Below are 24,746 nucleotides of genomic sequence, written 5' to 3' on the forward strand. Positions count from 1 at the left end.
GGAACTGCGTATCGATGTGCCCCGGCGCCCTCGGGCGCCGGGGCACGGGTCATTCGCTCAGCCAGGCCGAGTCGAGTCCGGAACGGGAGTAGAAGACGTCGTTCTCATAGCCCTGCAGCCTGCTGCTGTCCCAGACCTCGAAGTACACCGGGACCGCGGCCGGCACGAACTCGAGGACCTGATCGGCCGCCTCCGTCGCAAGCTGCTCGACGAGATCCGCGTACTCCTCGGGAGTGGCGGCCGCCTTCGCCTGCGTGAGCAGCTCGCGCGCCTTCTCGGCGTCCGGGTTGCCGTCCCAGTGGTTGTAGACGCCGCCGGGGAGCAGCACGGGCTCGAGGTAGAACACCGCAGAGGCGCGGGGGCTGCCGGGGATCGCCACGAGATCGGTCCAGGTCTCGCCCGTGGTGAAGACCGGCGCGATCTCGGAGAGCGGCGTGGCCTCGAGGTTCAGGGTGATGCCGGCCTCCGCGAGCTGCTGCTGCATCATCTCGTAGACCGGGTGATGCGCCTGGGCGACGTCCCCCATGTAGCTGAGGGTGATCTCGGGGCTGGGCTGCCCCGCCTCTTCGAGCAGCCGCTTCGCCTCCTCCACGTCCCGCGTGTAGTAGGGCAAGTCGGCGGTGTCCGTGGCGCCGGGATCACCGGCGGGCGGGACGAAGGACACGCCGGCGTTCCCGAGCATCGCGGTGTCGACGAGCGCCTGCCTGTCCAGCGCGAGCGAGAACGCCCGGCGCACGTCCACGTCGGCCAGCGGCCCGGACTCCGGGTTGATGTAGATCGCGAGGTTCTGCCGGAACGCGGCATCCCCGAGCGTGAAGCCCGCCGTCTCGGCCTGCTGCGCGAGACTGCCGTCGATGAAAGAAGCCGCCTGGACGGTGCCCTGCTGCAGGGCGGCGAGCAGCGTGTTCTCGTCGGGGTAGAGCTCGAACACGATCGTGTCGAGGTACGGCTCCTCCCCCCAGTAGTTCTCGTTCTTCTCCATCGTGATGGAGACGCCCTGCTCCCAGTCGGTGACCTGGAAGGCCCCGGTGCCGACGCTGAGCGTCTGGCGCTCCTCCTCCGTCGCCCCGCCGTACGCCTCCTCGCTGACGATGAAGAAGGTCTGACGCGCCGAGACCGCGTCGAGGAAGGTGCCGTCCGGCTGGCTGAAGTGGAAGGTCACCTCGTGGTCGCCGGTCGCCTCCACGCTCTCCATGCTGCTGAGATAGGTGGCGTTCGAGCCGCCGTCCTTGCGGGTCTCGAAGGAGTAGACGACGTCACCGGCGTCGAACGGGGATCCGTCCGCGAAGGTCACGTCGTCGCGGAGCTGGAAGACCCAGGTCAGCTCGTCGGTCTGCTCCCACTCGGTCGCCAGGGCCGGTTCGACCGTGCCGTCGTCGTCGCGGGTGAGCAGGGTGTCGTAGGCGATCGAGTCGATCACCTCCGCGGCGATCGCCGAGGCGACCATCGGGTCGATGCCGCCGGCGGACGGCTCGGCGGGAACGCCCCAGGTGAGGGTCCCCCCGGCGACGGGATCGCCCGCGGGCTCCCCGGTCGGGGTGTCGCCGGTGGACGTGCAGCCGGTGAGCGCGAGAGCGGCGACGGCGACAGCGGCCGTCCCGGCGAGGATTCGCTTCTTCATTGCGGGCTCTCTTCTGTGAGGGTGTTCGGGACTTCTCCGGTGCGTGCGGTGCGAGGAGGACGACGGCGGCGACCGCCGAGCGAGAACGCGGGCTCGCGACGCGGGGCGAGCCAGTCCTGCAGGCCGTCGGCGAGCAGGTTCCAGGCGGCGGAGAGCAGGATGATGACGAGCGACGGCAGGATGATCAGCAGCGGCTGCATCTGCATGAACCGCGTGAACTCGCTGATCATCCGGCCCGCGGAAGGCTCCGGCGCCTGGACCCCCTGCCCGAGATAGCTCAGCGCCGCCTCGATGAGCACGATCTGCGAGGCGACGGAGGCGAACTGGACGAACAGGGGGGTCAGGACGTTCGGCAGCAGGTGCAGGGCGACGACGCGCGAGCCCCGGACGCCGGAGAGCGTGGCGGCAAGGACGAAGTCCCGCTCCCGCAGGGCGATCACCGGCGCCCGCATGACGCGTGCGAACCCGGGGGCGAAGACGAGCCCGAGCGCGACGATGAGCGGCCAGGGGCCGTTCCCGATCACGACCCCGACGACCAGCGCGACGAGGATCGCCGGAAGGGCGAGCATCGCATCGACGACGCGCATGATGACGGCGTCCACCCAGCCGCCGAGATAGCCGGCGACGAGTCCGAACGCGGTCCCGACGACGGCCCCGAGCAGCGCTCCAGCGCCGGAGATGAGCAGGCTCGTCCGCGCCGCGAGGATGAGACGCGTGAAGGTGTCCCTCCCGAGGTTGTCCGTGCCGAGCAGGTTCGCGGCGCTCGGGCCGGCCATCGGCGCTCCCGCGGTGCCGAGCGGGTCGTAGGGCGGCCACAGGCTCATCCAGCCAGCCAGCAGGAGGATGACCGCGAGGATGCCGGCGCCCGCCCAGAAGGCGGGACCGAGCTTCGGCCGACGGCGGCGCGTGCCGGCGGTCAGCGACAGGGCGAGCTCTCGGGTGACGGTCATCATCGCGCGTGCACTCTCACTCGGGGGTCGATGAGGGGATAGAGCAGGTCGACGATGAAGTTGATCGCGACGTAGACGGCGCCGATGAGGAGCACGGTCGCCTGGATGATCGGGTAGTCGGAGCTGCGGATGCCGGTGAGGAGCAGCTGTCCCATGCCGGGGAGGGAGAACACCTGCTCGATCACGACCGTGCCGCCGACGAGTGCCGCCAGCTCGATGCCCACGACGGTGGTGACGGGGATGAGCGCGTTGCGCAGCGCATGCCGTCCGACGAGGCGGCCCGGTGCGGCGCCCTTCGCTCGGGCGGTGCGGACGAAGTCCTGGCCGAGGGTGTCCAGCAGAGTCCCGCGGGTGTATCGCGCGATGATCGCGGCCAGCACGATCCCGATGAGGAGGGCCGGGAGGACGAGGACGCCGACGGCCCGCAGCGGATCGCCCGCCGCCCCCGCATAGCCCACCAGCGGCAGACGGAGGGTCAGCGAGTTCACCAGGATGAGCACGGCGCCGAGCACGAACGGCGGCGTCGCCAGGAGGACGAAGGAGGTGCCGCGCACGATGTGATCGCTCGGCCGGCGCCAGCGCGTCGCAGCGAGGACGCCGGCGGGCAGGCCCAGCACGACGCCGAAGACGGTCGCCATGACCGCGAGGGTGAGGCTCAGCGGGAGACGCGTCGCGATCATGTCGGACACCTGGCCGGGCAGGGTGATCGCCGCCCCGAAGTCGCCGCGCAGGACGCCGGCGAGCCAGACGAAGTACTGCGTGACGGCCGGCTGATCGAGCCCCAGCTCGTGGCGCAGCTCCGCCAGCGCTTCCGGATCCGGGTTCGCCGGGTCCGCGAAGGCCGCCAGCGGGTCGCCGGGGATGATGCGGACCATCGAGAAGACGATGACCGACAGCACGAGGAGGACGAAGAGCGAGGACAGCACCCGCGTCAGGATGTACCGGACCATTCAGCGGCTTTCGGCCGGGGCCGGGGCCGCGAAGGCGGCGATGTCATCCGCCGTCTCGCCGTCCAGGGCGAGCTCCGCGAGGATGCGCCCGAAGGCGGGCGTGAACTTGAAGCCGTGTCCGGCGGCGAGCGCGACGATGATGTCGGGATGCTGCGGCAGGGGGCCGAGCACGAAGCGCCGATCGGGGGTCAGCGCGTACTGGCAGGTCACCGTGCGCAGCTGCTCGCCGGCGTCGGGGATCAGCCCGTGCACGAAGGCGTCCAGCTGCGCGGTGAGCTCCGGCGATGGCACGAAGGTGCGCTCCTCCGGCGACATGCGGTTCTCCGAGACGTCGCGAGCCGCCTTCACCGTCGGCTCCCCGTAGGTGGGGAAGCCGTAATAGCACTCCTCGTCCTCCCAGATCCAGACCGGGAGGCGATCGGCGCCGAGCGGCGCCGGATCCGCCGGGCGGAAGTAGGTGACCTGCTCCTGCATGACATCCAGCGGGATCGCGGCGCCGAGCGGCTCGAGCAGCGTGTTCGTCCAGGCGTCAGCCGCCAGCACCACACGACCCGCGCGCACCTCCCCGTTCGCCGTGCGGACGATCACGCCGTCGCCGTCGGGGACGAGCGCCTGAACCGCCGTCCGGTCCCGGATGTCCGCGCCGAGCGCACGCGCACGCAGCTGCAGGGTGGCGACGGTCCTGGCGGCGTGGGCGATGCCCGAGTCCGGGGTGTAGACGGTCTCGACGTTCTCCGGCACCCGGAACTGCGGCCAGCGGCGGCGCACCTCGTCGGGGGCGAGCAGCTCGTGCTCGACTCCGCACTCCTCGAGCGCGGAGGTGAAGTCGGATGCCGAGTACGGACCGTCGATCGGCAGGAAGATCACGCCTCCCGTGATCGTCAGCAGACGCTCGCCCGACTCCTGCTCGAGATCCGCCCAGTCGCGGTATGCGGATTGGGCGAGGCGGACATACTCCGGCGCTCCGTAGGAGGTGCGCACGATGCGCGAGGTGTCGTGCGACGCCCCGCGCACATGGCCGAGGTCGTACTGCTCGAAGGCCACGACCTTCGCCCCTCGACGGGCGAGGTGATATGCGGCAGCGCTGCCGAGCGCTCCCATCCCCACGACTGCGACCTCGAAGGACTCCATGACGCTCCGCTCTCTGCACCGGCTGTTGAGAGCCCAGTGTGCTGGAGCGCGGAAACGGGGCCTATGGATCGATGACCCATGGTGGCGCGACGGAAGTGTGCGAGGAGCACGGGATCGCGGCTCGCATGGCCCGAGCGTGTCGTGCACGTTTCCGAGAGATTGCCGTCTGCTTTGTTTCGTCCCGTTTCGCGCGCGGTTGGCGGCGGTGGAGGGCAGACCTACTCTTGCCTGAACGCACCCGTCGATCGGAGATCATCGTGTCCAGCCCGCAGCCCGCCTTCTCGCCCCTTCAGGTGCGTGAGCGTGCGGCGTGCATGTGCGACCACGGTGATGTCTGCTCCTCCTTCGCACCCGGTCACGCGCTGCACCTGATCCAGGCGCGGCTCGCATCGGCGACGCCCGGCGAGTGGATCGACGGGATCGTCGAGTCGTCCGACGCGGTCTCGGGCGACCTGGTGGTGCGCGATCTCGAGGGTGCGGCGCACGTGCTGTGGAACGGTTCGGGAGCCGCTCTCGAGGCGGCCGAGGGAACACCGGTGGCGCTGCACGCCCGGTACCACGTCCTCGCCGTGGGGCGCGTGCAGTTCAACGTCGCGCTCTGACGGTTTCCTCCGCCAGTCGGTCGTTGAGCGAGGACGCGCAGCGACCGAGTCGAGACGCACCCACCCCGAACCCCGTTTCGACTCGCTCCGCTCGCTCAACGAACGGGGAGACCACGACTCGCTCCGCTCGCCCAACGAATGACCCGGACGAAGCGGGCCTCCTTCACCCGCCCACCGGACCACGACGCGCAGCACCCCACCCGCTCGTTGAGCGAGGACGCGCAGCGACCGAGTCGAAACGCACCCCGCTCAGGCGGCTGCCATCATCATGTCCTTCATGGCCATGCAGGCATCCATGCAGGCCTTGCACGCCTGAGCGCACATCTTGCAGACCTCGCTGTGGTCCGCGTGCTCCATGCAGGCGTCCATGCACATCTGACACATCGCCATGCAGGCGTCCAGCATCGACATCATCACCGCGGGGGTCATGCCCTGCATGCGCATCATCGAGCGCATCATCGTGTTGCACATGTCGGCGCAGTTCATGCACGCCGGCGCGCAGTCCATCAGCTGCATCGAGCAGACCGTGCAGGCCTGTTCGCAGGCCGAGCACGCGTCCATGCAGGCCTGCATGACGGCCATGTCCATCATGTCCATGCCCGGCATCGACATCATGTCCGACGGCACGGCGTCCATCATCATCGAATCCATCTCATACCTCGCTCGTCTAGCGGCTCTCGCCGGTGAGAAGCGGGCAGGAGACCCGCCTGAGGTCAGAGTAACCCCGTAAGCCCCCGCGCGTCGATGGTGTCCTTGATGCGATCAGACGACGGCGCGTGCCTCGTCGGGGTTCGACAGGAGCCGAGGAGCACGGCTCGTGATGCTGGTCAGGCGTTGTCCTCGGGGCGCACCCGGAATCCCTTCGCGAGGTTCTCGCGGAGTTCGTCCGCGTCCTGTCGCACGACGTAGGCAGGACGGTCGCGCTCGAGCCGCCATGACTCGCTCAGCGGGCCGGCCGAGACGGTGTCGAAGCCGATGCGGTCGTAGAGCTCCGCCACGAAGGCGATCGCCTCGTCGTGGTCGGACGCGGTTCCCAGCGCTCTGCGCCCCGGGGTGCCGGCGGGGCTGCCGGTCGTCGTGATGTCGGGTGCCATGATGTGGTTGAAAGCCTTGACGACCTTGGATCCGGGAAGATGCGCCTGGAGCAGGCCGGATGTCGTGGCCTCTCCGCGATCGAGCTCCGCGATGTGCCCGTCGCGCTCCCAGTAGTAGTTGTTCGTGTCGAGCACGATCTTGCCGTCGAGGGGCCCGGCGGGGATGTCGCGGTACGCGGCCAGCGGCACCGTCACCACGACGACGTCGCCCGCCTTGGCCGCCTCCTCCGCGGTCGCGGCTCGTGCCGAGGATCCGAGCTCTGCGACCAGCGACGAGAGCGTCTCCGGCCCGCGCGAGTTCGCGATCACGACCTCGTAGCCGAGACCGGTGACGGCGCGCGCCACCTGCGATCCGATGTGTCCTGCTCCGATGATTCCGACGGTCGTCATGCATGTGACAACCGCGCCGAAGGCGCGACGATTCCCGCAGAGGCCCGTCTTCCGCAGCGCAGGTCCCCCGATGCGCCTCCTGCGACGGCCTCCCGCAGCGCGCATCCTGCAGGGCGCCTCCCGCAATGCAGCTCCCACAACTCCACCTGGCTGCGCCAAGAGCCACCTGGCCGCATCGCCGCGCGCGGACCGCCTTCACTTCGAGCAGCCGGACATGAAGGCGGCGTACACCTGCATCGCCGCGCACGACCGCTTTCACACCGCGAGGTCGTATCGCGCCCGGCCGCCCAGGCGTGGCGTACGCGCCGGATCGACATGCGGCGGCGGGGTGAACCAGACCTTCGCGCGGACACCGGCGCCCTCGACGAGAATCTCCCAGCCGTTGTCGTGGATGCGATGGTGACACGTCTCGCACAGCAGCACCCCGTCGGCGAGATCCGTCCGCCCGGCATCGCGATGCCACCACCGGAGATGATGCGCCTTCGTCATGCTCGGCGGAAGCCCGCACATCGCGCATCCGCCATCCCGTTCGACCAGGGCCAGCCGCTGCGCCAGCGTGAACAGGCGCTTCTCCCTGCCCCAGTCGAGGATCTCGCCCTCGGAACCGCACACCCAGGGGATGACGCCTCCACCGGCGGCGAGCCGCCGCGCGGCGGTCGCGCTGATCGGCTGGTCGATCCCGTCGATCGTCCCGATCCCGGTGCCGGACTCCAACGACGGGAGATCGATGCGCACCACGACGCGCGCGCCGTTCAGGGGAACGTCCTTCTGCTCACAGCCGAGAGCGTGATCGGCCAGGGCCGCGAGCGCGTCGGCGCGGAGCTGCGCCACCGTCCGGCGGTCCTCCTCGTCGGGGTCGCTTCCGCGTGCCTGGAACTGCGCAGAGACATAGCCATCGATCGCGGTCTTGACCGATGCTCCCGCGATCGCATCCAGGACAGCAGTGATGTGCAGCGATCCGTCACGCTCGAACATCGTCATCGATCGGGCCGCCCTGGCCTCCTCCGCCCGCGGCTCGACTCCGTCCGGATCCAGCCACGCCTCCACCCGCACGATGAGCTTGCCGACCTGATCGAGACTGAGCCCCGGCGCCTGCTCGGCGAGCAGGCGCTCGCCCTCCTGCACCCGCTCACGACCCGCCGCGACCGCGACGCGATCGAGCATCGTCACGATCCGCGACGCCGCAGGCATCCCGAGCCGTCCCGCGCGCAGAGCCTCGGCGACGTGCGGATGCCGCGCCGGAGCCGGCTCCCCTCCGAACGTCATCCGCGGCGCCGTCGCCTCCCCCGCCTTGACGAGGCGGACGGCCTCCCCTGTCGACGCCCCTGTACCTGCCGCCACCAATTGCGCGGTGTTGCGGAAGCCCTGCTGCTTCGCGAGCGACTCCGCACCCAGCTCAGGGCGCGACTCCTCGGCGATCCGCGCCGCCACCTCTGCGAGCGCCGCATCCGTGAGCCGGTGCACCAGCCCGAGGGCGTCCAGCAGCCCGATCAGCGGAGAACCCGTGAGGCCCGCCACGTCGGGCGCATCACCCCATGCGGAGCGGAGGGCGTCGACCGCCTCCACAAGCCCCTGCATCGGATTCTTCATAACTCAAAGATACCAAACAGGAGTGTTCAGAGCAAGTATTTCTTCGTCCTTTTGTTCTATAAATACGTAAGAGCTCGATGTCCGTGGAAGGGCGTAGAGTCGCGCTGTGCCCGCCTTCTCATCCCTGCAACGCCTGGTGATCGCCATCGCCGTGCTCGCCTCTTTCGTCACCTTCCTGGACGGCACGGTCGTGACGGTCGCGCTCCCGGCGATCAGCGCGGAGCTCGGCGGCGGCATCACGACCCAGCAGTGGGCGGTCGACGCCTATCTCATCACCCTCAGCGCCCTGATCCTGCTGGCAGGCTCCGCCTCGGACGCCTACGGACGGGTCCGCATCATGCGCATCGGGCTGGCAGCGTTCGGCATCGCCTCGATCGCCGTCGCCGCATCCGTCGACCCCACCATGCTCATCGCCGCCCGGGCCGCGCAGGGAGCAGCGGGCGCCCTGCTCGTGCCGAGCTCCCTCGCCCTCATCACCGCGACCATGCACGCAGACGTCCAGTCGCGCGCGATCGGGGTCTGGACCGCGTTCACCACGGCGGCCCAGCTGGTCGGGCCGCTCATCGGCGGCCTCTTCGTCGACTACCTGACCTGGCGGCTCGTCTTCCTCATCAACGTCGTCCCCATCGCGGTGACACTCGTGCTGCTCGCCCGCCTGCGCCTGGAGGAGCGGCCCAGCGGCATCCGCGTCGACTGGCTCGGCGGGGCGCTGTGCGCGCTGGGACTCGGCGGCGTGGTGTTCGCCCTCATCGAGCAGCCGAACCTCGGATGGGCGTCACCGGCCATCTGGATCCCTGGCGGAGCTGGCGTCATCATGCTGCTCCTCTTCCTCCTACGCCAGCGCGCCGACACCGCGATGATGCCGCTGTCCCTGTTCCGGGTGCGCAACTTCGGATGGGGGAACCTCACGACGCTCTTCGTCTACGCCGCCCTCTCGCTGAACGGCTTCGTGCTCGGCGTCTACCTCCAGCAGGGCGCGGGCCTCAGCGCGACGGCGGCCGGCCTCGCCAGCCTGCCCATCACGATCCTCATGATCCTGCTCAGCTCGCGGGCGGGGACCTGGGCCGGGCGACTCGGCCCGCGCATCTTCATGACCGCCGGCCCGCTGCTGATGGCCGCGGGCGCGCTGCTCCTCCTGCTGGTCGGAACGGACTTCGACTACTGGTGGCAGGTGCTGCCGGCGATGCTGGTGCTGGGCGTCGGCCTGTCGCTGACCGTCGCACCGCTCACCTCCGCGATCCTCGGCGCGATCGACGAGGACCGCTCGGGCATCGCATCGGCCGTGAACAACGCCGTCTCGCGCGTCGCCGGCCTCCTCGTGGTCGCGATGCTGTCGACGATCGTGGGCGGCACGCTGGATCTCGCCGGCTTCCACAGCGCTGCGTGGGTGACGGCGGCGCTGTTCGCGGTCGGCGGCGCCGTCTCGTGGATCGGCATCCGCCGACCGGCCGCCTCTGCTCGGGCCGAGGAGCGCGTCAGCCCATGAACGGGCGCAGGTCCGGATACCCGGTCGTCGCCCACGCGCCATCGACGACGATGTTCTCGCCGTTCACGTATGAGGCGTCCTCCGACGCGAGGAACAGCGCGACGCCGGCGATCTCGTCCGGATCCGCAGGGCGCTTCGCGGGGATGCGGTCGAGGTAGGCGTCCATCACGCCGTCGATCGCGAGCAGTCCTCCGGTCAGCGGCGTGGAGACGAGGCCCGGCGACACCGCATTCACACGGATGCCCTTCTCGCCCAGTTCGAGGGCTGCGTTCTTCGTCAGCATCACGACGCCCGCCTTGGCGGTCGAGTACCCCGCGCCGAAGTGCATCGGCACCTGCGAGTTGAGCGAGGCGATGTTCACGATCGCGCCTCGCTTGCCCGCCGCGAGGAACTGCTTCGCGCCGAGCTTCGTGCCGAGGAACGCCCCGTACAGGTTGAGCCTGATGTTGAAGTCCCAGGTCGCGAGGTCCATGTCGATGACGGCGCCCGGCTTGGAGCCGCCCGCGACGTTGTAGACCGCGTCGATCGTCCCGAAGCGCTCCACCGTCGCGGCGAAGAGCGCCTCCATGGACGCCTCGTCGGTGACGTCGGTGCGGAGACCGGCGACGTTCGGTCCGAAGGTGTCGGATGCCGCCGCGACGGCGTCGGCGTTGATGTCGGCCACGAAGACCTTCGCCCCGCGATCCACGAGACGCTTCGTGATCGCGGCTCCGATGCCTGACACTCCGCCGGTGACGACGGCGACGCTGTTCTCGAATCCAGTCATAGCTCTCTCTCCGCGACCCGACTCCGGCGTCGCTTCCGCGCACAACACTACGCCCTATCTGACACATGTTGGATATAATCGAGACATGGACGCACGGTCGCGACGCTCGCAGGAGAGACTGCGCTCGGCCGTGCTGACCCTCGCGAGCCGGACGCCGATCGCCGACGTCACGGCATCCGCGATCTGTCTCGAGGCCGGCGTCACCCGCGACACCTTCTACCGCCACGCCGACAGCCCCGTCGAGCTGCTCGCCGACGCTCTCGCCGCGGAGATCGCCGAGGCCATGGACGTCCTCCCCGAGACGGACGCGATCGGCGACGGCGAGCGCGCTCTGCTCGAGCACATCCGGCACCGCCTCACGGTCTATCAGGGGGCGATGCATCCCCTGCTGGCAGCTCCCGTCCGCAGCAACCTGGAGCGCTCGATCCGGTCGGGGCTGGAGCTGTGGGCCCGCCTGCACCCGGGCATCCTGCCCGCGGTCTTCGCCGATGACGATGCCGCCATGCGGATAGCGACCGCCTACGCCGCGGCGGGGACGGTGGGGGCGATCGAGGAATGGGTGCGCGGCGGAGCGGCGGACATCGACAGAGCCGTCGAGCTCATCCTCGCGGCCTCACCCGAGTGGTGGCTGCGCTGAGGCGGCCGCGCGACAGAAAGAAGGAATCATGAAGGCAGCAGTGTTCCACGCGCAGGAGGATCTCCGCGTCGAGGAGGTCGCCGAGCCCAGCCCCGGACCCGGCGAGGTGAAGCTGCGGAACGCCTTCTCGGGCATCTGCGGCTCCGACCTGCACGTGTACTACTCGCCGGAGGCGGCAGGTCTCGACTTCGATCATCCTCATCCGCTGACGGGGGCCACCCTGCCCCAGATCCTCGGCCACGAGTTCTCCGGCACCGTCGTCGAGCTCGGCGAGGGCGTCACGGAGGTCGCCGTCGGCGATCGCGTCGCGGTCTGGCCGGTCTACTACTGCGGCGAATGCGCAGCCTGCCGCAAGGGCATGTACAACGCCTGCCAGAAGATCGGCTTCCACGGCCTGAGCTCGAACGGCGGAGGCATGGCCGAGTTCACCACGGTTCCGGCATCCAAGCTCCACGTCCTCCCCGAGAACGTCGACCTGCGCCTCGGCGCCCTCGTCGAGCCGATGTCGGTCGCGTGGCACGCGGTCTCCCGCAGCGGAGTGGATGCGGGCGGCACAGCCCTCATCGCCGGAGCCGGCCCCATCGGCATCGGCGTCTGGTTCGCCCTCAAGGCGCGCGGCGTCGAGAAGGTGCTCGTGTCCGAGCCCAGCGCCGACCGCCGTGCCACGATCGCGGCTCTCGGCGCCACGGTCGTCGACCCCGTGAACGAGGATCTCGCCGCCGCAGTCGCAACGCTCAGCGACGGCGACGGGGTGGACGTGGCGTTCGACGCCGCGGGCGCAGGTCCCGCGATCTCCTCCGGCCTGACCAGCCTCGCCCCCGGCGGACGCCTCGTCGTCGTCGCGATCCACGAGCGCACGATGGACTTCCTGCCGACGCAGCTCGTCATGGCGGAGACCGACATCGCCGGCGCGCTGGCGTATCTGCCCGAGGACTTCGATGCGGTCATCGAGGCGATGTCCCGCGGCGTGTACGACACCACCGGCTGGGTGCAGGACACCGCTCTGGAGGGCGTGGTCGACGCGATCCACGCCCTCCGCGGCGGCGTCGGGGCGAAGGTGCTCGTCTCCGCCGGCCCCGGCGCCTGAGCCGCCTCGGCGCACCCCGCACCCCGCACCCCGCACTAATCGGGAGTGTCTCGTCCGGCCGCCTCACTCCACGGGAGGCGACGAGACGAGGCACCCCACCCGAGCACAAGCGACCAGTCGGGGAACCTCCTCAGGCCGCGAGGGCACAACGGATGCGCGAGCACGGGGCGTGGGGGATCTCGTTCCTCCGTCCGTTGGCCGAGGACGGCGAAGCCAACCGAGTCGAAACGGAATACGGGTCGGGGGCGTTTCGGCTCGCTTCGCTCGCTCAACGAACGAGGCGGGGATGCTGGCGGAGGCTCAGTGCGGGGCGCCGATCTCGATCAGGAGCACACCGCCGACGATCAGGGCGATGCCGAGAGCCATCACCCAGGTGAAGGGCTCCTTGAACAGGAGCCGACCGGCGAGCGCGGTGAGTGCGACGCCGACCGCTGCCCAGACGCCATAGGCGACGCCCAGCGGCATCCCGAGCGCGAGGACCGCCGCCAGCGCGCCGAACGCGATGAGGTAGCCGACGACGACCAGCACGTACCAGCGCTTCGAGCCGTGCGTCGCCATGCGCAGCGACAGAGTGGCCCCGACCTCGCTGAGGATCGCCACGGCGAGCACGAGCCAGGCCATCAGGACTCTCCCTCCGCACGTCGCGCGGCGACCTGCGAGCCGAGCTCGACGCACAGCACCCCCGCCATCACCACGACGATCCCGAGACCCATGAGAGGCGTGATCGGCTCGCCGAACAGCAGGAACGAGAAGATCGCGGTCAACGCGACGCCGCACGCTCCCCAGATGCCGTAGGCGGTGCCGAGCGGCATCCCCACCCGCAGCGCCCCCGAGAGCATCGCGAACGCGGCGATGTAGCCGACCGCGGTGACGGCGTACAGCCATGGCGCGTCGAGCGCGGCCTTCATGGCCAGCGATCCGGTGACCTCCGTCACGATCGCTCCGCCGAGGTAGAGCCAGCGGATCATGTGCTCCTCCGGTAGATCACGACGCCCTGCCGCGGGCGACACGGGGTGAAACCGGCGAGCTCGAGCCTCCGTCGCACGTGGCGCGGCAGCTCGGGCAGCCGAGGCGCCGCGCCGGCCGGCACGCGGGCGAGGCCGGCATTCAGCGTCAGCTCCGCGGCCGCCGCCCGCACCTCGACGCGCGCGTAGTCGCTGTCGGTGCGCCACAGCAGCCGGTCGATCTGCTCGAGCGCGACGTCGAGGTCGATGTCCCCCGCATCCGCGCGCAACCGATCGGCGGAGATCGTGAGCACCGCGTCGACCGTGCGGAGGCGCAGCACGTGCCGGAGGACGAGGTATGCGGGAAGCACCAGCACCAGTCCGACGCCGACGATGAGCAGACGCGGTCCGAGCCGCTCGGCGAGATCGCCGGTCGCGACGAGCGCCCACGTCGCGACCGCGCCGAGCACGACGACGATGCCGACGATCGCCCAGGTGAGCGCACGCATCCGCAGCGGGATCGCGGCGAAGCGCAGCACGGATCGGTCCCCGTCGCGCAGCCACCCGGGGACGACGCGCTCCGGGGCCTTCGAGGCGTCGCGCCTCCCGATCGCGGAGGTCGCCCTTCCGAGCAGCCCCAGCCAGATCCAGCCTGCGGCCGGCGCGGCCGCCATCTGCATCACGACGACAGCGGCGCGGAGCACCTCCGGCGCCCGGGCCGAGAGCCCGTCGCCTGGCGACGCCAGCAGGAGCAGCAGGCCCCCCGCGCCGACGGCGCCGCACAGATGCACGAGGACACCGCTCGGCGCAGGCATCCGGAGCGTCGCGTTCACGAACCCGAATCCGCACAGCCAGCCGCCGCCGAGCATCAGCAGATAGCCGGGGAGCACCAGATCGTCCGCGGCGATCAGAATCGCGGTCGCCGTGACCAGGCAGAGGAGGGCCCACAGCCACGGGCCGGAGAGCCACCGCCGGAGGAGGGGCCTGCGCTCAGCGGAGGCGATCTCGGTCACCGCGTCAGTCTAGAGTCCCTCGATGGCGCCTCGGATCACCCCGTCGGCACCTGCGCGCGCACCCAGCCCAGGTGTGGTGCGACGTGCCCGGCGACCGAGGCGAAAACGCGCTTCTTCTGCGGCACGGTCAACTCGGTCAGCGGCGTCAGCACGAGTTCGTCGATGAGCTCCAGCGCAGGGTCCGCGGACAGTCGCTCGACGATCTCCTCCGGCGTCCCCGCGTACAGCGGGCTCGCCTGTCCGCCGGGTCGGGAGTCATCGGTGTAGCGGCCGTCCTCGGTGACAAGACGATCGTAGAAGTCCTTGAGCCCCGTGAACTCACCTCGATCCTCGTCCTCCAGGATCGGCAGGATCGAGCGCCCGAGCGCCACGCGCGGAGAACGGTCGGGATGGTGCGCCGCGAACTCGTCCCGATAGCGGCGGATGACCTCGGCCTGGGTATGGCCGAGCGTGGGTCCGGTCGCCTCCGAATGGATGGTCGACAGCACGAGGTTCAGCCCGAGACGCGCGGCGCGCAGCGCGCAGCGCGCTGGAGAGCGAACCCGCACCGTAGCCGAGCCTGTTCTCGAGCCCCGGACTCCGCGGAAACGCATGCAGCTGCTCCGGCGCCGAGCCGTACGGCCCGTGCGGAAGAGGGACGACGTCCCCGTCGCTCACCGCCTGAGCGACGGGGACGTCCCGTGCCCGGAACGGAGCGTCGCCGAGCGCCTCCCCGCGAACGGCTGCGATGATCCCGGACAGTCTCTCCTCGACTCGGCGCGTCCGATCGCCCGGGTCTTCGGAGGCCTTGATGAAGCCGCTGCTCAGTCCCAGGTCGAGGCGGCCCCCGCTGAACAGATCGGCCGTGGCGGCATCCTCCGCGAAACGCAGCGGATCCTCCCAGCCGATCGGGATGATGCCCGTCGCCAGCCGGATGCGCTCGGTGCGCAGTGCCGCGACGGTGAGGAACGGGAAGGGCGAGGACAGCGTGCGCACGCCGTGGTGGATGCGGATGCCCGCGCTGTCGTAGCCGAGCGCCTCGGCGTGCTCGAACAGCGACAGGCCATCCTCGAGCGCCTGTCGCGCATCGGCGTCCTCGTCGTAGTTGAGGAAGACCAGGAACCCCAGATCGACGCTCACAGCAGTTCCTTCCCGTCGAAGTCGATGGCGTGCTTCTCCCCCGCACGCACGGGGATGTCGAGGGTGTTCTCCGGCGCGGGGATCGGACAGTTCCACGCCAGGCTGAAGGCGCACGGCAGGAGCGACGCCCGGTTGAAGTCGAGCTCGACCCGGCCGGCACGACGATCCGGGAGGCGCAGAACACGGCCGGCGGCGTAGGTGCCCGCACCGTTCGTGGCGTCGCGGAACAGCAGCGTGATCCCGGCATCCCCCGGCCCTCCGGCCGTTCCCCACAGAACGTGCTCGCGTCCGTCGCGGGCGAATCGCACCTCGGCGATGATCGGCACGTCGACCGGGTTCGGATCGCGGTGGTGCGCGATCGCGACCGTGCGGCCGGAGTCCACCGGCGAGACCTCGCCGTCGACCGTCCAGGAGGCATCGTAGGGGTACGTGGAGATGCCGGCGAAGCGCTGCGCCCACGGCGAGCGCGGATTCCACACCTGCAGGGCGAAGGTCGCACCGTCGTAGCTGAAGATCACGCCTTCGGCGCCGTCCGCGAACTCCGCGACAGCGGGCCCGTCCGCCGCATCCGCGTGCAGGACGCCGATGCCGTCGACGATCTCGCCGCCGATGCGGATGCCGTCGGCGGCGGTCGCCGTCACGGCGAGGCCCGCACGTCCGTCCGTCAGCGGCGCCCAGGTGCCTGCGGCACCTGTCACGGTCGTGCCCGGAGCGGTCACGAAGTCGCCCCAGACGAAGGACGCCGGTCCGCGCCGGCTCACGGCGGCGGTGCGTCGCTCGGCGCGGTGCTGTTCGAGTTCACGCTCTGGATCCAAGACGTCGGTGGTGGTCATGACGCGACCATACCCAGCGTCGCGACGGCCCGTCCCCGGTCACGAGCCGTCGCCGTCATCCGCGTTCACATGGCGAAACAGACGGGCTCAGCGGCCGTACGGATCCCGGCAGCTCGGCACCGTGCCGGCGGGCGTGACGACGCTCGCGCCCGCCGGCCGTCGCCGCTCCGAGAGGCATGTCCCGCCCCGGCGCCGCCGGCGTCCGTGATCGCGTCGCGCGGGCCGGGGCGGATGCCGAGCGCGCCGCCGAGCATCCGGTCAAGCCCGCTGACGCTGCGCCCTGCGCTGACGGAGGTGCTCACCGATGCTGTTCCCCTCGTCGGCGCGGAACCGTCCGCGACGGTGGAGCTCAGGCAGGAGGAGCTCCGTGACCCCCCGCAGAGCACCGGGCAGCCACGGGAACGAGACCGTGAAGCCGTCGGCGGCCCCGGCATCCACGAACTCCTCGATGCGGTCGGCCACGTCCTGCGGCGACCCGATCACCGCGCCGTCGCCGGCGGAGATGAGCCGCACCAGATCGCCGATCGTGAGGTTCTCCCGATGCGCCTGCCGGTAGATCTCCGCCTGCGCTCCGCGGCTGGCGTTGTCCGCCGTCGGTGCGGGCAGCGGCGCATCGGACGGGAGGCCCGCGAGCTCCGCCCCGGTCCAGTACTCCAGGTCGGCCAGGGCGACCGCGGGGTCCAGCAGCCCGCGGACCCGGTCGAACGCATCCTCCGCCTCGGCCCTGGTGGGCGCGACGACGATCGACAGCTCGGGCAGGACGAGGACGGATGCCGGGTCACGCCCTTCCCGCGCGACACGGCGCCGGATGTCCACGGCGTACGCGAGCGCCTCGTCCAGCGGTTGGGCCCGGGTGAACACGAGGTCGGCGACACGGGAGGCCAGGGCTCTGCCCGCATCCGAGGATCCCGCCTGCGCGATGAGCGGATGCGCGATGCCCGCCGCGTCCCACTCCCGTCGTACGGCGTCGACGAACTCCTCGGCACGGCGGTAGCGATCGCCGTGCTCGGGGTGCGCATCGAGGCCGAAGTTGCGGGCCTCCGCGTCGTTGAGGCTCGTGACGGCATTCCACCCCGCCCTGCCCCTGGACAGTTTGTGCAGCGAGGCGAACTCGCGCGCCACCTCATCCGGCGTGGCGTAGGAGGTCGACGCGGTCCCGAGCAGGCCGATGCGCTGGGTGACCGCGGCGAGGGCGGCGAGCAGAGTGATCGGCTCGAAGGTGTCGTTGACCACGGCGACGCGTTCGAGGACCTCCGCGCGGACATCGGGAAGCCCGGCGAGATCGGGGACGAAGACGGCCGAGAATCCGGCCCGCTCCAGCCGCTGCACCTGCTCCGCCACGAACGCGAAGTCGGTGCCGGCGGCCGGCGGGCTCTGCGGGTGCCGCCATCCCGCCGGGTACTCGCCGGCGGGCTTGAGGAACCCGACGAGCGGGATCGTCCCGGTCATCGGACGACGGCCGGGACCTCCGCGTGCACGGAGACGGGTCTGTGCAGGCCCAGATGCTCGCGCAGAGTGCGGCCACGGTACTCGGTGCGGAAAAGCCCGCGACGGCGCAGCTCGGGCACCACGAGCTCCACGAAGGAGTCCAGCGTGCCCGGCAGCGACGGGAACGACACGTTGAAGCCGTCCGCGGCTCCCGCCTCGAACCACTCCTGGATGTGATCGGCGACCTCCGCAGGCGTTCCGACCACGATGCCGTCCGCTCGCACCCTGCGATCCACGAACTGCCGGATGGTCAGGTTCTCCCGGCGCGCGGTCTCGTAGATCTGCGCCTGGTGGCTGTGCGACTGGTTGCTCTGCGGGAACTCCGGCAGCGGGCCGTCGAGATCGTGGCCGGTGAGGTCGACGCCGCCCAGCCAGTACTCCAGGTCGCCGAGGGCGACACGGGGATGCAGCAGGGAGATGAGCTTCTCGTAGCGGTCCTCCGCCTCGGCGCTGCTGGGTGCGACGAGGACCGAGAGACCCGGGAACAGCAGGATGTCTTCCGCTCGCCTCCCGGATTCGACGGCGCGACGGCGCAGGTCATCGGCGTAGGCGACGGCGTCCTCGAGCCGGCGGAGCCCCGAGAAGATCAGCTCGCCGTGCCGACCGGCGACGGCGCGGCCGTCCTCCGAGGCGCCGGCCTGCGCGATCACGGGCCGCCCCTGCGGCGGGCGGGCGATGTTGAGGGGACCGGCGACGCGGAAGAACTCGCCGGCGTGGTCCAGCCGGTGGATCGCCTCCTCCGCGAAGGCGCGGCCGCTCTCGGCGTCCCAGACGAAGGCGTCGTCGTCGTAGCTGTCCCACAGCCCGTAGACGACCTGCAGGAACTCCTCCGCCCTGCGGTAGCGGTCCGCGTGCCGCAGATGCTCGTCGGCGCCGTGGTTGCGGGCCTCCGCGTCGATGAGGCTCGTGACGACGTTCCACCCCGACCTCCCCTTCGAGAGGTGGTCGAGCGAGGCGAAGGCGCGCGCGAGCGTGTACGGCTGATTGTAGGTGCTCGACGCCGTGCCGATGAGCCCGATCCGCGTCGTCGCCGCCGCCAGCGCGCTCAGCAGCGTCACTGGCTCGAGGCTGTCGTTCACGGTCGCGACGCGCTCGATGACGTCGGGATGAGAATCAGGGACAGCCAGAAGATCGGCGACGAAGATCGCGTCGAACGCGGCCGCTTCGAGCTTGCGGACCTGCTCCACGATGAACGGGAAATCGACGCCGGCGCGGGCCGGGGCGTCCGGATGGCGCCAGCCGCCCAGGTATCCGCCGGCGGCGGAGTAGATGGCGTTGAGGTGCAGTTCGCGGGTCATGCGCGGGCCTCCTGGAGCTGGGCGATGGTCAGATCGGGGCGCGGCAGCCGCAGCGTCTCGCGCAGCGTCGACCCGTAATGCGGGCTCCAGACGCCGCGACGGCCGAGCTCGGGAAGCACGTTCTCGATGAACACGTCCGCCGCGTCCGGCAGATAGGGGAAGGCGAGGTTGAAGCCGTCGGCGACGCCGGCATCCGTCCACTCCTGGATGTGGTCCGCGATCTCCGCAGGCGTCCCGACGACGCCGCCGCCCGCCCACCGGACGGCCAGCTGACGCAGCGTCAGCCCCTCCTCGCGCGCCAGCGAGATGATGCTCGCCGCACGGCTCTTCGAGCGATTCGACTCGGGGAGCTCCGGCAGCGGAGCGTCCAGGTCGAAGCCGGTGAAGTCGATGTCCCCGACGTTGTCCTGGATGACGCGGCGCAGGACGTCCTCGTGCAGCAGGTCGTTGAGCTCGTCCCTGATCCGAGCTGCCTCCTCGTGCGTGGAGCCGATGATCGGGGTGAGCGCGGGCCAGACGCGCACATCGCCGTGGGAACGGCCGGCGGCAGCGAGAGCGACGTCGAGCCCTGCCCGGTATTCGCGCGCCTCCTCGATGCCGCGGGGGCCGGCGAAGATCACCTCGCCGTAGCGTGCGGCGAAGGCGCGCCCCGTCTCGGAGGCCCCGGCCTGGAAGATGACCGGATGCCCCTGCGGCGGACGGGAGATGTTCAGGGGCCCTGCGGTCGCGAGGTGCTCCCCTCGGAAGTCCAGCGCGCGGCGGCCTCGACGGTCGAGGTACAGCCCGGACTCCTTGTCTCGGGGGAAGGCGTCGTCGGCCACGGTGTCCCAGAGGCCCTGCACGGCGTCCACGAACTCCGTGGCGCGCGCATAGCGCTCCTCATGCCCGTAATGCGCCTCGCGGCCGAAGTTCGCCGCCTCCAGCGGGACGACGCTGGTGACGACGTTCCAGCCGGCACGGCCGGCGGAGAGGTGATCGAGCGAGGCGAGCTTCCGCGCGATCGTGAACGGCTCGTTGTAGCTCGTCGTGGCCGTCGCGACCAGGCCGATGCGCTCGGTGACGGCGGCGAGGGCCGCGAGCAGCGTGAGCGGCTCGAAGTAGCTGGCCCGTGTGGTGCGGCTGAGCGAATCGAGGTGCTCGCCCCAGATGCTCACGACATCGGGGACGAACAGGGCGGAGAAACCCGCCGCCTCGAACTGCCTGGCGAGGCGGATCGCCTCATCGACGTCGAGCTCCTTGCCGGCGTTCCCGCCGGGGAAGCGCCATCCGGCGAGGTGGTGCCCCGAGGTGCCGAACAGCACCCCGAAGTCGATGGATGCGGTCATGAGCTGCTCCGTTCAGTGGTGGCGAGAGAGGATGCGATCAGCGCGGGCCGGATGTCGGCGGCGATGATCTCGAGGGTCCGGATCGCGTCCGCGATCGAGGTGGACGCGGCCTGCACGGCGAAGACGTACTCGGTCGCGACGGGGAACGAGGGATCGGCGTGCACGGAGTCGATGATGTCGACGGCGGTGCCGTGGTGGATGAGGAGCGCCTCGAGGAGCCCTGCGACGTCGTAGGCGACCCCGGTGCGCCCGGTGAGCTGCGCGCCGAAGCGCTCGACGTCCGGCCAGATGACGGCGGCGCGTTCGGCCCGTGAGGTGCCGGGGAACGCACCGCGGAAGGCCCCGATGCGGGGATCGTCCGGCGCCTCGGCGAGGTAGGCGTCCGCGAGCGCGCGCTGCTGCTCGGGCGTTCCGACGCCGAGGAGCAGCCCGTTGCCGGCGCGCGCGGTCGCCGCCGCGCGCTCCGGACTCGACGCCGCCTCCCAGATCCGGCCGAGGAGCGCCACGCCGCCGGGGGTGAGCGAGAGCCCCTCTGCCAGCCCCTCGCCGGCGAGGACAGCGGTCAGCCGGGCGAAATGCAGCTCGTACAGGGAGCGGCGCTGGGCCGGGTCCTTCCCGAAGGCGGCGAACTCCTGGGCGGAGTACGCGCCGGCGCCGAGACCCAGTTCGAGGCGGCCTCCGGAGAGCGCGTCCAGCACCGCGGCATCCTCGGCCAGACGCAGCGGATCCTCCAACGGCAGGACGATGACCGTGGTCCCGAGGCGGATGCGCCGGGTGGCGTTCGCAGCGGCCGCGAGCAGTACGAGGGGCGCCGGCAGGCGCCCGGCGTCGTTGCCGAGGTGGTGCTGGGCGACCCAGCCGGAGTCGAAGCCGAGCTCCTCGGCGGCGACGAACAGGTCCACCAGCCCTGGGTACAGCTCGCCGGCGGGAGCGGTGCCGTGCACGTGCGTCTGGAATCCGAAGCGGAGAGTGGTCATGCGTCCTCCTCGATCAGGGTCGGCACGGAGTCCAGCAGACGCCGCGTGTAGGGATGCCGGGGCTCGGCCAGCACCTCGTCCACCTCGCCGGTCTCGACGATCCGGCCGTCCTTGAGGACGACGAGCCGGTCGGAGAAGCGCTGCACCAGGCCGATGTCGTGGGAGACGAGGACGATCGTGAGCCCGAGCTGGGCGCGCAGCTCGCGCAGCAGATCGAGGATCTGCGCGCGGATCGTCACGTCCAGGGCGCTGAGCGGCTCGTCGCCGATGAGCACCTTGGGGCCGTGCACGATCGCGCGGGCCAGGGCGACGCGCTGGCGCTGACCGCCGGAGAGCTCATGCGGATAGTTGCCGGCACGCCAGTCGTGCAGTCCCACCCGCGCCAGGACGTCGCGCACCAGGACGCGATGGTCGCCGCGGATGCCGAGGGCGCGCAACGGCTCGGCGATGCTCCACCCCACCGTCCGACGCGGGTCGAGAGAGGCGTACGGCTCCTGGAAGACGATCCCGGTCTGCGCGCGCAGCCAGCGCAGTGATCGCGCGCCGCCCGGCTCGACCCGGCGCCCGTCGAAGAGGATCTCCCCCTGCCCTCCCCCGTCCAGGGCGAGGAGCGCGCGGATGAGCGTGGACTTCCCCGACCCCGATTCGCCGATGATCGCCAGCGACTCCCCCTCGCGCACCTCGAGGTCGGCGTCGACGAGGGCGTGGCGGACCTGGCGCGGTGCGAACAGCTCGGTGCGCGGCAGCGCATAGTCGCGGGACAGGCCGCTCACCGTGATGAGCGCGCTCATGCGATCACCCCGGCCGGGCGTCGCCAGCTCGTCTGCCGCGCTGCGGCGATGAGGTGCCGGGAGACGTCGTGCTGCGGGTTCAGGACGAGCTCGCGCGTCGTCGCCTGCTCGACGATCCGGCCGTCCGCGAAGACGACCACGCGGTCTGCGATGCGCGAGAGCACGGCGAGATCATGGGTGATGAACAGCAGCGAGGAGCCGGTGTCCGCCACCACCCTCTCGAAGAGGTCGAGGATCTCCGCCTGGATCGTGACGTCCAGCGCCGTCGTGGGCTCGTCGGCGATGAGCAGGCGGGGGTCAGCGATGATCGCCTGCGCGATCGCGATCCGCTGACGCTGCCCGCCGGACAGCTGGTGCGGGTAGTGGCGGACGATCTCCGCCGGATCGGGCAGCCGCACCCGTCCCGCCGCGTCGACGGCCCTGCGGCGCGCCTCTCGGCGATCGATGTCGAAGTGGTTGCGCAGCGTGGCGGCGATCTGCGCGCCGACGGTGCGGATCGGGTTGAGCGCGCTCGCGGGCTCCTGGAAGACGATCCCGATCTCCCTGCCCCGGATGCCGGCGAGCTCCCGGTCGCCCAGGGCGAGCAGTTCCCGCCCGTTCCAGCGCACCGAGCCGGACACCTCGGCGACCTCCGGGAGCAGGCCGAGCACCGCGAGCGCGGTGAGGGACTTCCCCGACCCCGATTCCCCGATGAGTCCGACGCGTTCCCCGTCGCCCACCGCGAAGCTCACACGGTCGACGACCGTGCGGCCGCCGAGACGGATGGACAGCTCTTCGACCTCAAGCGCCAAGGCGGGCCTCCTTCGGGTTCCGTTCGCGGTCGCGCGTGCGACCGCGCTTGAGGCGGGGATCCGTGGCCTCTCGCAGGGCGTCGCCGAAGAGGGTGAGCCCGAGCACGGCGAGGGAGATGGCGAGGCCGGGGACGATGACGGCGTCCGGCGACGTCGTGATGAGCCGCTGCGCCTCGGTCAGCATCCGCCCCCACGAGACGACGTCCGACGGTGCGCCGTAGCCGAGATAGGAGAGCCCTGCCTCCGAGAGGATCGAGAACGCCGCCGAGGTGGACAGCAGCACGATGAACAGGGCGCCGACGTTGGGGACGAGGTGCTCGATCACGATCCGGATCGGTCCCGCGCCGGTCGCCCTGGCCGCGAGCACGTAGTCGGTGGAGCCCACCCGGACGATCTCGTTCTTGATGATCCGGGAGATCCCCACGCCCGAGGCGATGCCCACCGCGAGCACGACGACGAGGAGCGATCCGCCGTAGGTCGCCGCGAGCAGCATCGCGATGAGCAGGGTGGGGAACGCGATGAGCACGTCGACGACGACGGCGACGGATTCGCGCAGCCAGACGCGGGTCAGCGAGCCCAGCACGGCGAAGACGAGGCCGACGACGCCGGCGATGAGCACGGTGCCGACGACGACGTACAGCGCGGTGCCCGAACCCGCCATCAGCCGGGACAGCACGTCGCGGCCGAGCGCGTCGGTGCCCAGGAGGAACTCGGCGCTCGGCGGCTGGAGCCTGCGGTACGGGTCGGCGTAGGAGGGATCGTGCGGCGTCCAGAACGCGGAGACGACCGCGGTCACGAGGATCACGCCGATCGTGAGCACTCCGAAGACGCCGGTGGGACGCCGGACGAGCTCGCGCGGCCAGCCGGTCATGCGCGACGCAGCCTCTGCTGCGGGTCGATCGCGCGCTGCGCGATGTCGACGAGGGCGCCGAGGACCAGCACGAACGCGGTCATCACGAAGATCGTGGCCTGGACCTTGGCGAGGTCCCTGGCTCCGACATCGCCCACCAGCATCCGCCCGAGACCGGGCAGCTGGAAGAGGTTCTCGATGATGATCGCACCGACGACGAGGGTGGCGATCTGCATCCCGAACAGCGTGAACAGGCTGAGCCCGGCGTTCGGGAGCCCCTCGACCAGCAGCGCATGCCGTCGGGTCGTGCCCTTGGCGGCCCCCGTGCGGACGTAGTCGACGGTGAGCACCTCGAGCACCGAGCTGCGCACGTAGCGCAACAGGATCGCCCCCTCCACGAGGCCGGCGGTGAGCGCGGGCAGCAGCAGGGCGTAGAGGGCCGCGCCGGGGTCGGCCCATGCCGCCCGCGGGAACCCCCCGGTCGGGAACCAGCCGAGCACGAGGGAGAACAGCACCACGAGCAGGAGCCCGGCCCACAGCGTCGGCACCGAGGCGACGCCCTGCGCCGTGAAGCTGATGACGCTGCCCCATCCGCCGCGGTGCCGGACGGCGGCGAGATAGCCGAGTGTGACGCTGAGCGCCGTCGCGACGAGCAATGAGAGGAGTCCCAGCGGGATCGTCACCTGCGCCTTCGCGAGGATCTCGCTGCCGACGGGCTGACCGGTCACGTAGCTCGTGCCCAGATCGAAGCGCAGCAGCCCCGCCAGCCACTGCCCGTACTGGACGATGAGCGGCTGGTCGAGTCCGAGGCGGTCGCGCAGCTGCTCCAGCTGGGCTGCGGTCGCCTCGGTTCCGGCGATCATCTGCGCGACGTCTCCCGGCAGCACCCGCAGCGTGAAGAAGATCAGCATGGTCGACAGCAGGAGCCCCACGAGCAGGAGCACGCCGCGAGCGAGGATGAAACGGATCATGATGCGGCGACGGGCTCCTGCAGTGAGGTGACGGATGAGGTT

26 protein-coding genes are annotated in these 24,746 nt (G+C 70.8%); 4 read left to right on the forward strand and 22 right to left on the reverse strand.

Features of this window, described 5'->3' with window-relative positions:
- Positions 1–49: 49 nt before the first annotated feature.
- The 4 genes from ACYVGQ_RS01070 to solA are packed head-to-tail and all read right to left on the reverse strand — an operon-like array spanning position 50 to position 4,652.
- Positions 50–1,621, reverse strand: coding sequence for an ABC transporter substrate-binding protein (locus tag ACYVGQ_RS01070; RefSeq protein ID WP_460782637.1), 1,572 nt, complete (start codon positions 1,619–1,621; stop codon positions 50–52).
- On the reverse strand, positions 1,618–2,574 hold the full coding sequence (locus tag ACYVGQ_RS01075; protein ID WP_460782638.1) for an ABC transporter permease: 957 nt from the start codon (positions 2,572–2,574) through the stop codon (positions 1,618–1,620). Before ACYVGQ_RS01075 ends, ACYVGQ_RS01070 begins: the two co-directional genes overlap by 4 nt.
- A complete protein-coding gene (locus ACYVGQ_RS01080) occupies positions 2,571–3,521 on the reverse strand; it encodes an ABC transporter permease (RefSeq protein WP_460782639.1) in 951 nt (316 codons plus the stop codon). The genes ACYVGQ_RS01075 and ACYVGQ_RS01080 overlap by 4 nt, the downstream gene beginning before the upstream one ends.
- Complete coding sequence (gene solA / locus ACYVGQ_RS01085) at positions 3,522–4,652, reverse strand: N-methyl-L-tryptophan oxidase (protein ID WP_460782640.1); 1,131 nt, start codon at positions 4,650–4,652, stop codon at positions 3,522–3,524.
- A 257-nt stretch (positions 4,653–4,909) separates the two neighbouring features.
- Between solA and ACYVGQ_RS01090 the strand changes: the two genes are divergently transcribed.
- Positions 4,910–5,254 carry a hypothetical protein gene (locus ACYVGQ_RS01090; RefSeq protein WP_460782641.1) on the forward strand — a complete coding sequence of 115 codons (345 nt, stop codon included), beginning with the start codon at positions 4,910–4,912 and terminating at the stop codon, positions 5,252–5,254.
- 249 nt (positions 5,255–5,503) lie between these two features.
- Here the strand turns inward: ACYVGQ_RS01090 and ACYVGQ_RS01095 are convergent, their stop codons facing one another.
- From ACYVGQ_RS01095 to ACYVGQ_RS01105, 3 genes are all read right to left on the reverse strand, one after another.
- On the reverse strand, positions 5,504–5,896 hold the full coding sequence (locus ACYVGQ_RS01095; protein WP_460782642.1) for a hypothetical protein: 393 nt from the start codon (positions 5,894–5,896) through the stop codon (positions 5,504–5,506).
- Between the two features lie 185 nt (positions 5,897–6,081).
- Positions 6,082–6,738, reverse strand: coding sequence for an NADPH-dependent F420 reductase (locus ACYVGQ_RS01100; RefSeq protein WP_460782643.1), 657 nt, complete (start codon positions 6,736–6,738; stop codon positions 6,082–6,084).
- A 255-nt stretch (positions 6,739–6,993) separates the two neighbouring features.
- Positions 6,994–8,328 carry a DUF222 domain-containing protein gene (locus tag ACYVGQ_RS01105; RefSeq protein ID WP_460782644.1) on the reverse strand — a complete coding sequence of 445 codons (1,335 nt, stop codon included), beginning with the start codon at positions 8,326–8,328 and terminating at the stop codon, positions 6,994–6,996.
- Positions 8,329–8,434: 106 nt separating this feature from the next.
- Between ACYVGQ_RS01105 and ACYVGQ_RS01110 the strand changes: the two genes are divergently transcribed.
- Entirely contained in the window at positions 8,435–9,814 is a 1,380-nt protein-coding gene (locus tag ACYVGQ_RS01110) for an MFS transporter (protein WP_460782645.1), read from the forward strand.
- On the opposite strand, the gene ACYVGQ_RS01115 is transcribed toward ACYVGQ_RS01110, so the two are convergent.
- Entirely contained in the window at positions 9,804–10,580 is a 777-nt protein-coding gene (locus ACYVGQ_RS01115) for an SDR family NAD(P)-dependent oxidoreductase (RefSeq protein ID WP_460782646.1), read from the reverse strand. The two genes, ACYVGQ_RS01110 and ACYVGQ_RS01115, sit on opposite strands and share 11 nt — an antisense overlap.
- Positions 10,581–10,665: 85 nt before the next feature.
- On the opposite strand from ACYVGQ_RS01115, the gene ACYVGQ_RS01120 reads away from it, so the two are divergent.
- The gene (locus ACYVGQ_RS01120; protein WP_460782647.1) at positions 10,666–11,217 is read left to right on the forward strand and encodes a TetR/AcrR family transcriptional regulator; all 552 of its coding nucleotides are present in this window, start codon (positions 10,666–10,668) and stop codon (positions 11,215–11,217) included.
- A 28-nt stretch (positions 11,218–11,245) separates the two neighbouring features.
- Complete coding sequence (locus ACYVGQ_RS01125; protein ID WP_460782648.1) at positions 11,246–12,304, forward strand: 2,3-butanediol dehydrogenase; 1,059 nt, start codon at positions 11,246–11,248, stop codon at positions 12,302–12,304.
- A gap of 300 nt (positions 12,305–12,604) precedes the next feature.
- Here ACYVGQ_RS01125 and ACYVGQ_RS01130 read toward each other — a convergent pair whose 3' ends face one another.
- The 14 genes from ACYVGQ_RS01130 to ACYVGQ_RS01195 all read right to left on the reverse strand — a co-directional run bounded on the left by ACYVGQ_RS01130 (position 12,605) and on the right by ACYVGQ_RS01195 (position 24,704).
- A complete protein-coding gene (locus ACYVGQ_RS01130) occupies positions 12,605–12,925 on the reverse strand; it encodes a DMT family transporter (protein ID WP_460782649.1) in 321 nt (106 codons plus the stop codon).
- Positions 12,925–13,272, reverse strand: coding sequence for a DMT family transporter (locus ACYVGQ_RS01135; protein WP_460782650.1), 348 nt, complete (start codon positions 13,270–13,272; stop codon positions 12,925–12,927). The genes ACYVGQ_RS01130 and ACYVGQ_RS01135 overlap by 1 nt, the downstream gene beginning before the upstream one ends.
- A complete protein-coding gene (locus ACYVGQ_RS01140) occupies positions 13,269–14,261 on the reverse strand; it encodes a hypothetical protein (RefSeq protein ID WP_460782651.1) in 993 nt (330 codons plus the stop codon). The genes ACYVGQ_RS01135 and ACYVGQ_RS01140 overlap by 4 nt, the downstream gene beginning before the upstream one ends.
- 35 nt (positions 14,262–14,296) lie before the next feature.
- Positions 14,297–14,632: a hypothetical protein gene (locus ACYVGQ_RS01145; RefSeq protein WP_460782652.1), complete on the reverse strand. Its 336-nt coding sequence runs from the start codon at positions 14,630–14,632 to the stop codon at positions 14,297–14,299.
- The gene (locus ACYVGQ_RS01150; RefSeq protein ID WP_460782653.1) at positions 14,580–15,380 is read right to left on the reverse strand and encodes an LLM class flavin-dependent oxidoreductase; all 801 of its coding nucleotides are present in this window, start codon (positions 15,378–15,380) and stop codon (positions 14,580–14,582) included. The genes ACYVGQ_RS01145 and ACYVGQ_RS01150 overlap by 53 nt, the downstream gene beginning before the upstream one ends.
- Positions 15,377–16,213, reverse strand: coding sequence for a DUF1684 domain-containing protein (locus tag ACYVGQ_RS01155; RefSeq protein ID WP_460782654.1), 837 nt, complete (start codon positions 16,211–16,213; stop codon positions 15,377–15,379). Before ACYVGQ_RS01155 ends, ACYVGQ_RS01150 begins: the two co-directional genes overlap by 4 nt.
- 258 nt (positions 16,214–16,471) lie before the next feature.
- Entirely contained in the window at positions 16,472–17,662 is a 1,191-nt protein-coding gene (locus ACYVGQ_RS01160) for an LLM class flavin-dependent oxidoreductase (RefSeq protein ID WP_460782655.1), read from the reverse strand.
- Positions 17,659–18,999, reverse strand: a complete 1,341-nt coding sequence (locus ACYVGQ_RS01165) for an LLM class flavin-dependent oxidoreductase (protein WP_460782656.1) — start codon at positions 18,997–18,999, stop codon at positions 17,659–17,661. The genes ACYVGQ_RS01160 and ACYVGQ_RS01165 overlap by 4 nt, the downstream gene beginning before the upstream one ends.
- The gene (locus tag ACYVGQ_RS01170) at positions 18,996–20,324 is read right to left on the reverse strand and encodes an NtaA/DmoA family FMN-dependent monooxygenase (RefSeq protein ID WP_460782657.1); all 1,329 of its coding nucleotides are present in this window, start codon (positions 20,322–20,324) and stop codon (positions 18,996–18,998) included. Before ACYVGQ_RS01170 ends, ACYVGQ_RS01165 begins: the two co-directional genes overlap by 4 nt.
- A complete protein-coding gene (locus tag ACYVGQ_RS01175) occupies positions 20,321–21,301 on the reverse strand; it encodes an LLM class flavin-dependent oxidoreductase (RefSeq protein WP_460782658.1) in 981 nt (326 codons plus the stop codon). The genes ACYVGQ_RS01170 and ACYVGQ_RS01175 overlap by 4 nt, the downstream gene beginning before the upstream one ends.
- Positions 21,298–22,092 (reverse strand): ABC transporter ATP-binding protein, encoded by a 795-nt coding sequence (locus ACYVGQ_RS01180; protein ID WP_460782659.1) that lies wholly within the window; start codon positions 22,090–22,092, stop codon positions 21,298–21,300. The genes ACYVGQ_RS01175 and ACYVGQ_RS01180 overlap by 4 nt, the downstream gene beginning before the upstream one ends.
- Positions 22,089–22,883 carry an ATP-binding cassette domain-containing protein gene (locus tag ACYVGQ_RS01185; RefSeq protein WP_460782660.1) on the reverse strand — a complete coding sequence of 265 codons (795 nt, stop codon included), beginning with the start codon at positions 22,881–22,883 and terminating at the stop codon, positions 22,089–22,091. Before ACYVGQ_RS01185 ends, ACYVGQ_RS01180 begins: the two co-directional genes overlap by 4 nt.
- Entirely contained in the window at positions 22,873–23,754 is an 882-nt protein-coding gene (locus tag ACYVGQ_RS01190) for an ABC transporter permease (protein ID WP_460782661.1), read from the reverse strand. The genes ACYVGQ_RS01185 and ACYVGQ_RS01190 overlap by 11 nt, the downstream gene beginning before the upstream one ends.
- Positions 23,751–24,704: an ABC transporter permease gene (locus ACYVGQ_RS01195; protein WP_460782662.1), complete on the reverse strand. Its 954-nt coding sequence runs from the start codon at positions 24,702–24,704 to the stop codon at positions 23,751–23,753. The genes ACYVGQ_RS01190 and ACYVGQ_RS01195 overlap by 4 nt, the downstream gene beginning before the upstream one ends.
- Positions 24,705–24,746 lie beyond the last annotated feature (42 nt).

The sequence above is a fragment of the Microbacterium tumbae genome (assembly GCF_054780175.1).

Excerpts from the sequence above, each read along its gene's own strand:
- ACYVGQ_RS01070 (WP_460782637.1), bottom strand. The coding sequence starts at position 1,621 with ATGAAGAAGCGAATCCTCGCCGGGACGGCCGCTGTCGCCGTCGCCGCT.
- ACYVGQ_RS01075 (WP_460782638.1), bottom strand. The coding sequence starts at position 2,574 with ATGATGACCGTCACCCGAGAGCTCGCCCTGTCGCTGACCGCCGGCACG.
- ACYVGQ_RS01080 (WP_460782639.1), bottom strand. The coding sequence starts at position 3,521 with ATGGTCCGGTACATCCTGACGCGGGTGCTGTCCTCGCTCTTCGTCCTC.
- solA (WP_460782640.1), bottom strand. The coding sequence starts at position 4,652 with ATGGAGTCCTTCGAGGTCGCAGTCGTGGGGATGGGAGCGCTCGGCAGC.
- ACYVGQ_RS01095 (WP_460782642.1), bottom strand. The coding sequence starts at position 5,896 with ATGATGATGGACGCCGTGCCGTCGGACATGATGTCGATGCCGGGCATG.
- ACYVGQ_RS01100 (WP_460782643.1), bottom strand. The coding sequence starts at position 6,738 with ATGACGACCGTCGGAATCATCGGAGCAGGACACATCGGATCGCAGGTG.
- ACYVGQ_RS01105 (WP_460782644.1), bottom strand. The coding sequence starts at position 8,328 with ATGAAGAATCCGATGCAGGGGCTTGTGGAGGCGGTCGACGCCCTCCGC.
- ACYVGQ_RS01115 (WP_460782646.1), bottom strand. The coding sequence starts at position 10,580 with ATGACTGGATTCGAGAACAGCGTCGCCGTCGTCACCGGCGGAGTGTCA.
- ACYVGQ_RS01120 (WP_460782647.1), top strand. The coding sequence starts at position 10,666 with ATGGACGCACGGTCGCGACGCTCGCAGGAGAGACTGCGCTCGGCCGTG.
- ACYVGQ_RS01125 (WP_460782648.1), top strand. The coding sequence starts at position 11,246 with ATGAAGGCAGCAGTGTTCCACGCGCAGGAGGATCTCCGCGTCGAGGAG.
- ACYVGQ_RS01130 (WP_460782649.1), bottom strand. The coding sequence starts at position 12,925 with ATGGCCTGGCTCGTGCTCGCCGTGGCGATCCTCAGCGAGGTCGGGGCC.
- ACYVGQ_RS01135 (WP_460782650.1), bottom strand. The coding sequence starts at position 13,272 with ATGATCCGCTGGCTCTACCTCGGCGGAGCGATCGTGACGGAGGTCACC.
- ACYVGQ_RS01155 (WP_460782654.1), bottom strand. The coding sequence starts at position 16,213 with ATGACCACCACCGACGTCTTGGATCCAGAGCGTGAACTCGAACAGCAC.
- ACYVGQ_RS01160 (WP_460782655.1), bottom strand. The coding sequence starts at position 17,662 with ATGACCGGGACGATCCCGCTCGTCGGGTTCCTCAAGCCCGCCGGCGAG.
- ACYVGQ_RS01165 (WP_460782656.1), bottom strand. The coding sequence starts at position 18,999 with ATGACCCGCGAACTGCACCTCAACGCCATCTACTCCGCCGCCGGCGGA.
- ACYVGQ_RS01170 (WP_460782657.1), bottom strand. The coding sequence starts at position 20,324 with ATGACCGCATCCATCGACTTCGGGGTGCTGTTCGGCACCTCGGGGCAC.
- ACYVGQ_RS01175 (WP_460782658.1), bottom strand. The coding sequence starts at position 21,301 with ATGACCACTCTCCGCTTCGGATTCCAGACGCACGTGCACGGCACCGCT.
- ACYVGQ_RS01180 (WP_460782659.1), bottom strand. The coding sequence starts at position 22,092 with ATGAGCGCGCTCATCACGGTGAGCGGCCTGTCCCGCGACTATGCGCTG.
- ACYVGQ_RS01190 (WP_460782661.1), bottom strand. The coding sequence starts at position 23,754 with ATGACCGGCTGGCCGCGCGAGCTCGTCCGGCGTCCCACCGGCGTCTTC.
- ACYVGQ_RS01195 (WP_460782662.1), bottom strand. The coding sequence starts at position 24,704 with ATGATCCGTTTCATCCTCGCTCGCGGCGTGCTCCTGCTCGTGGGGCTC.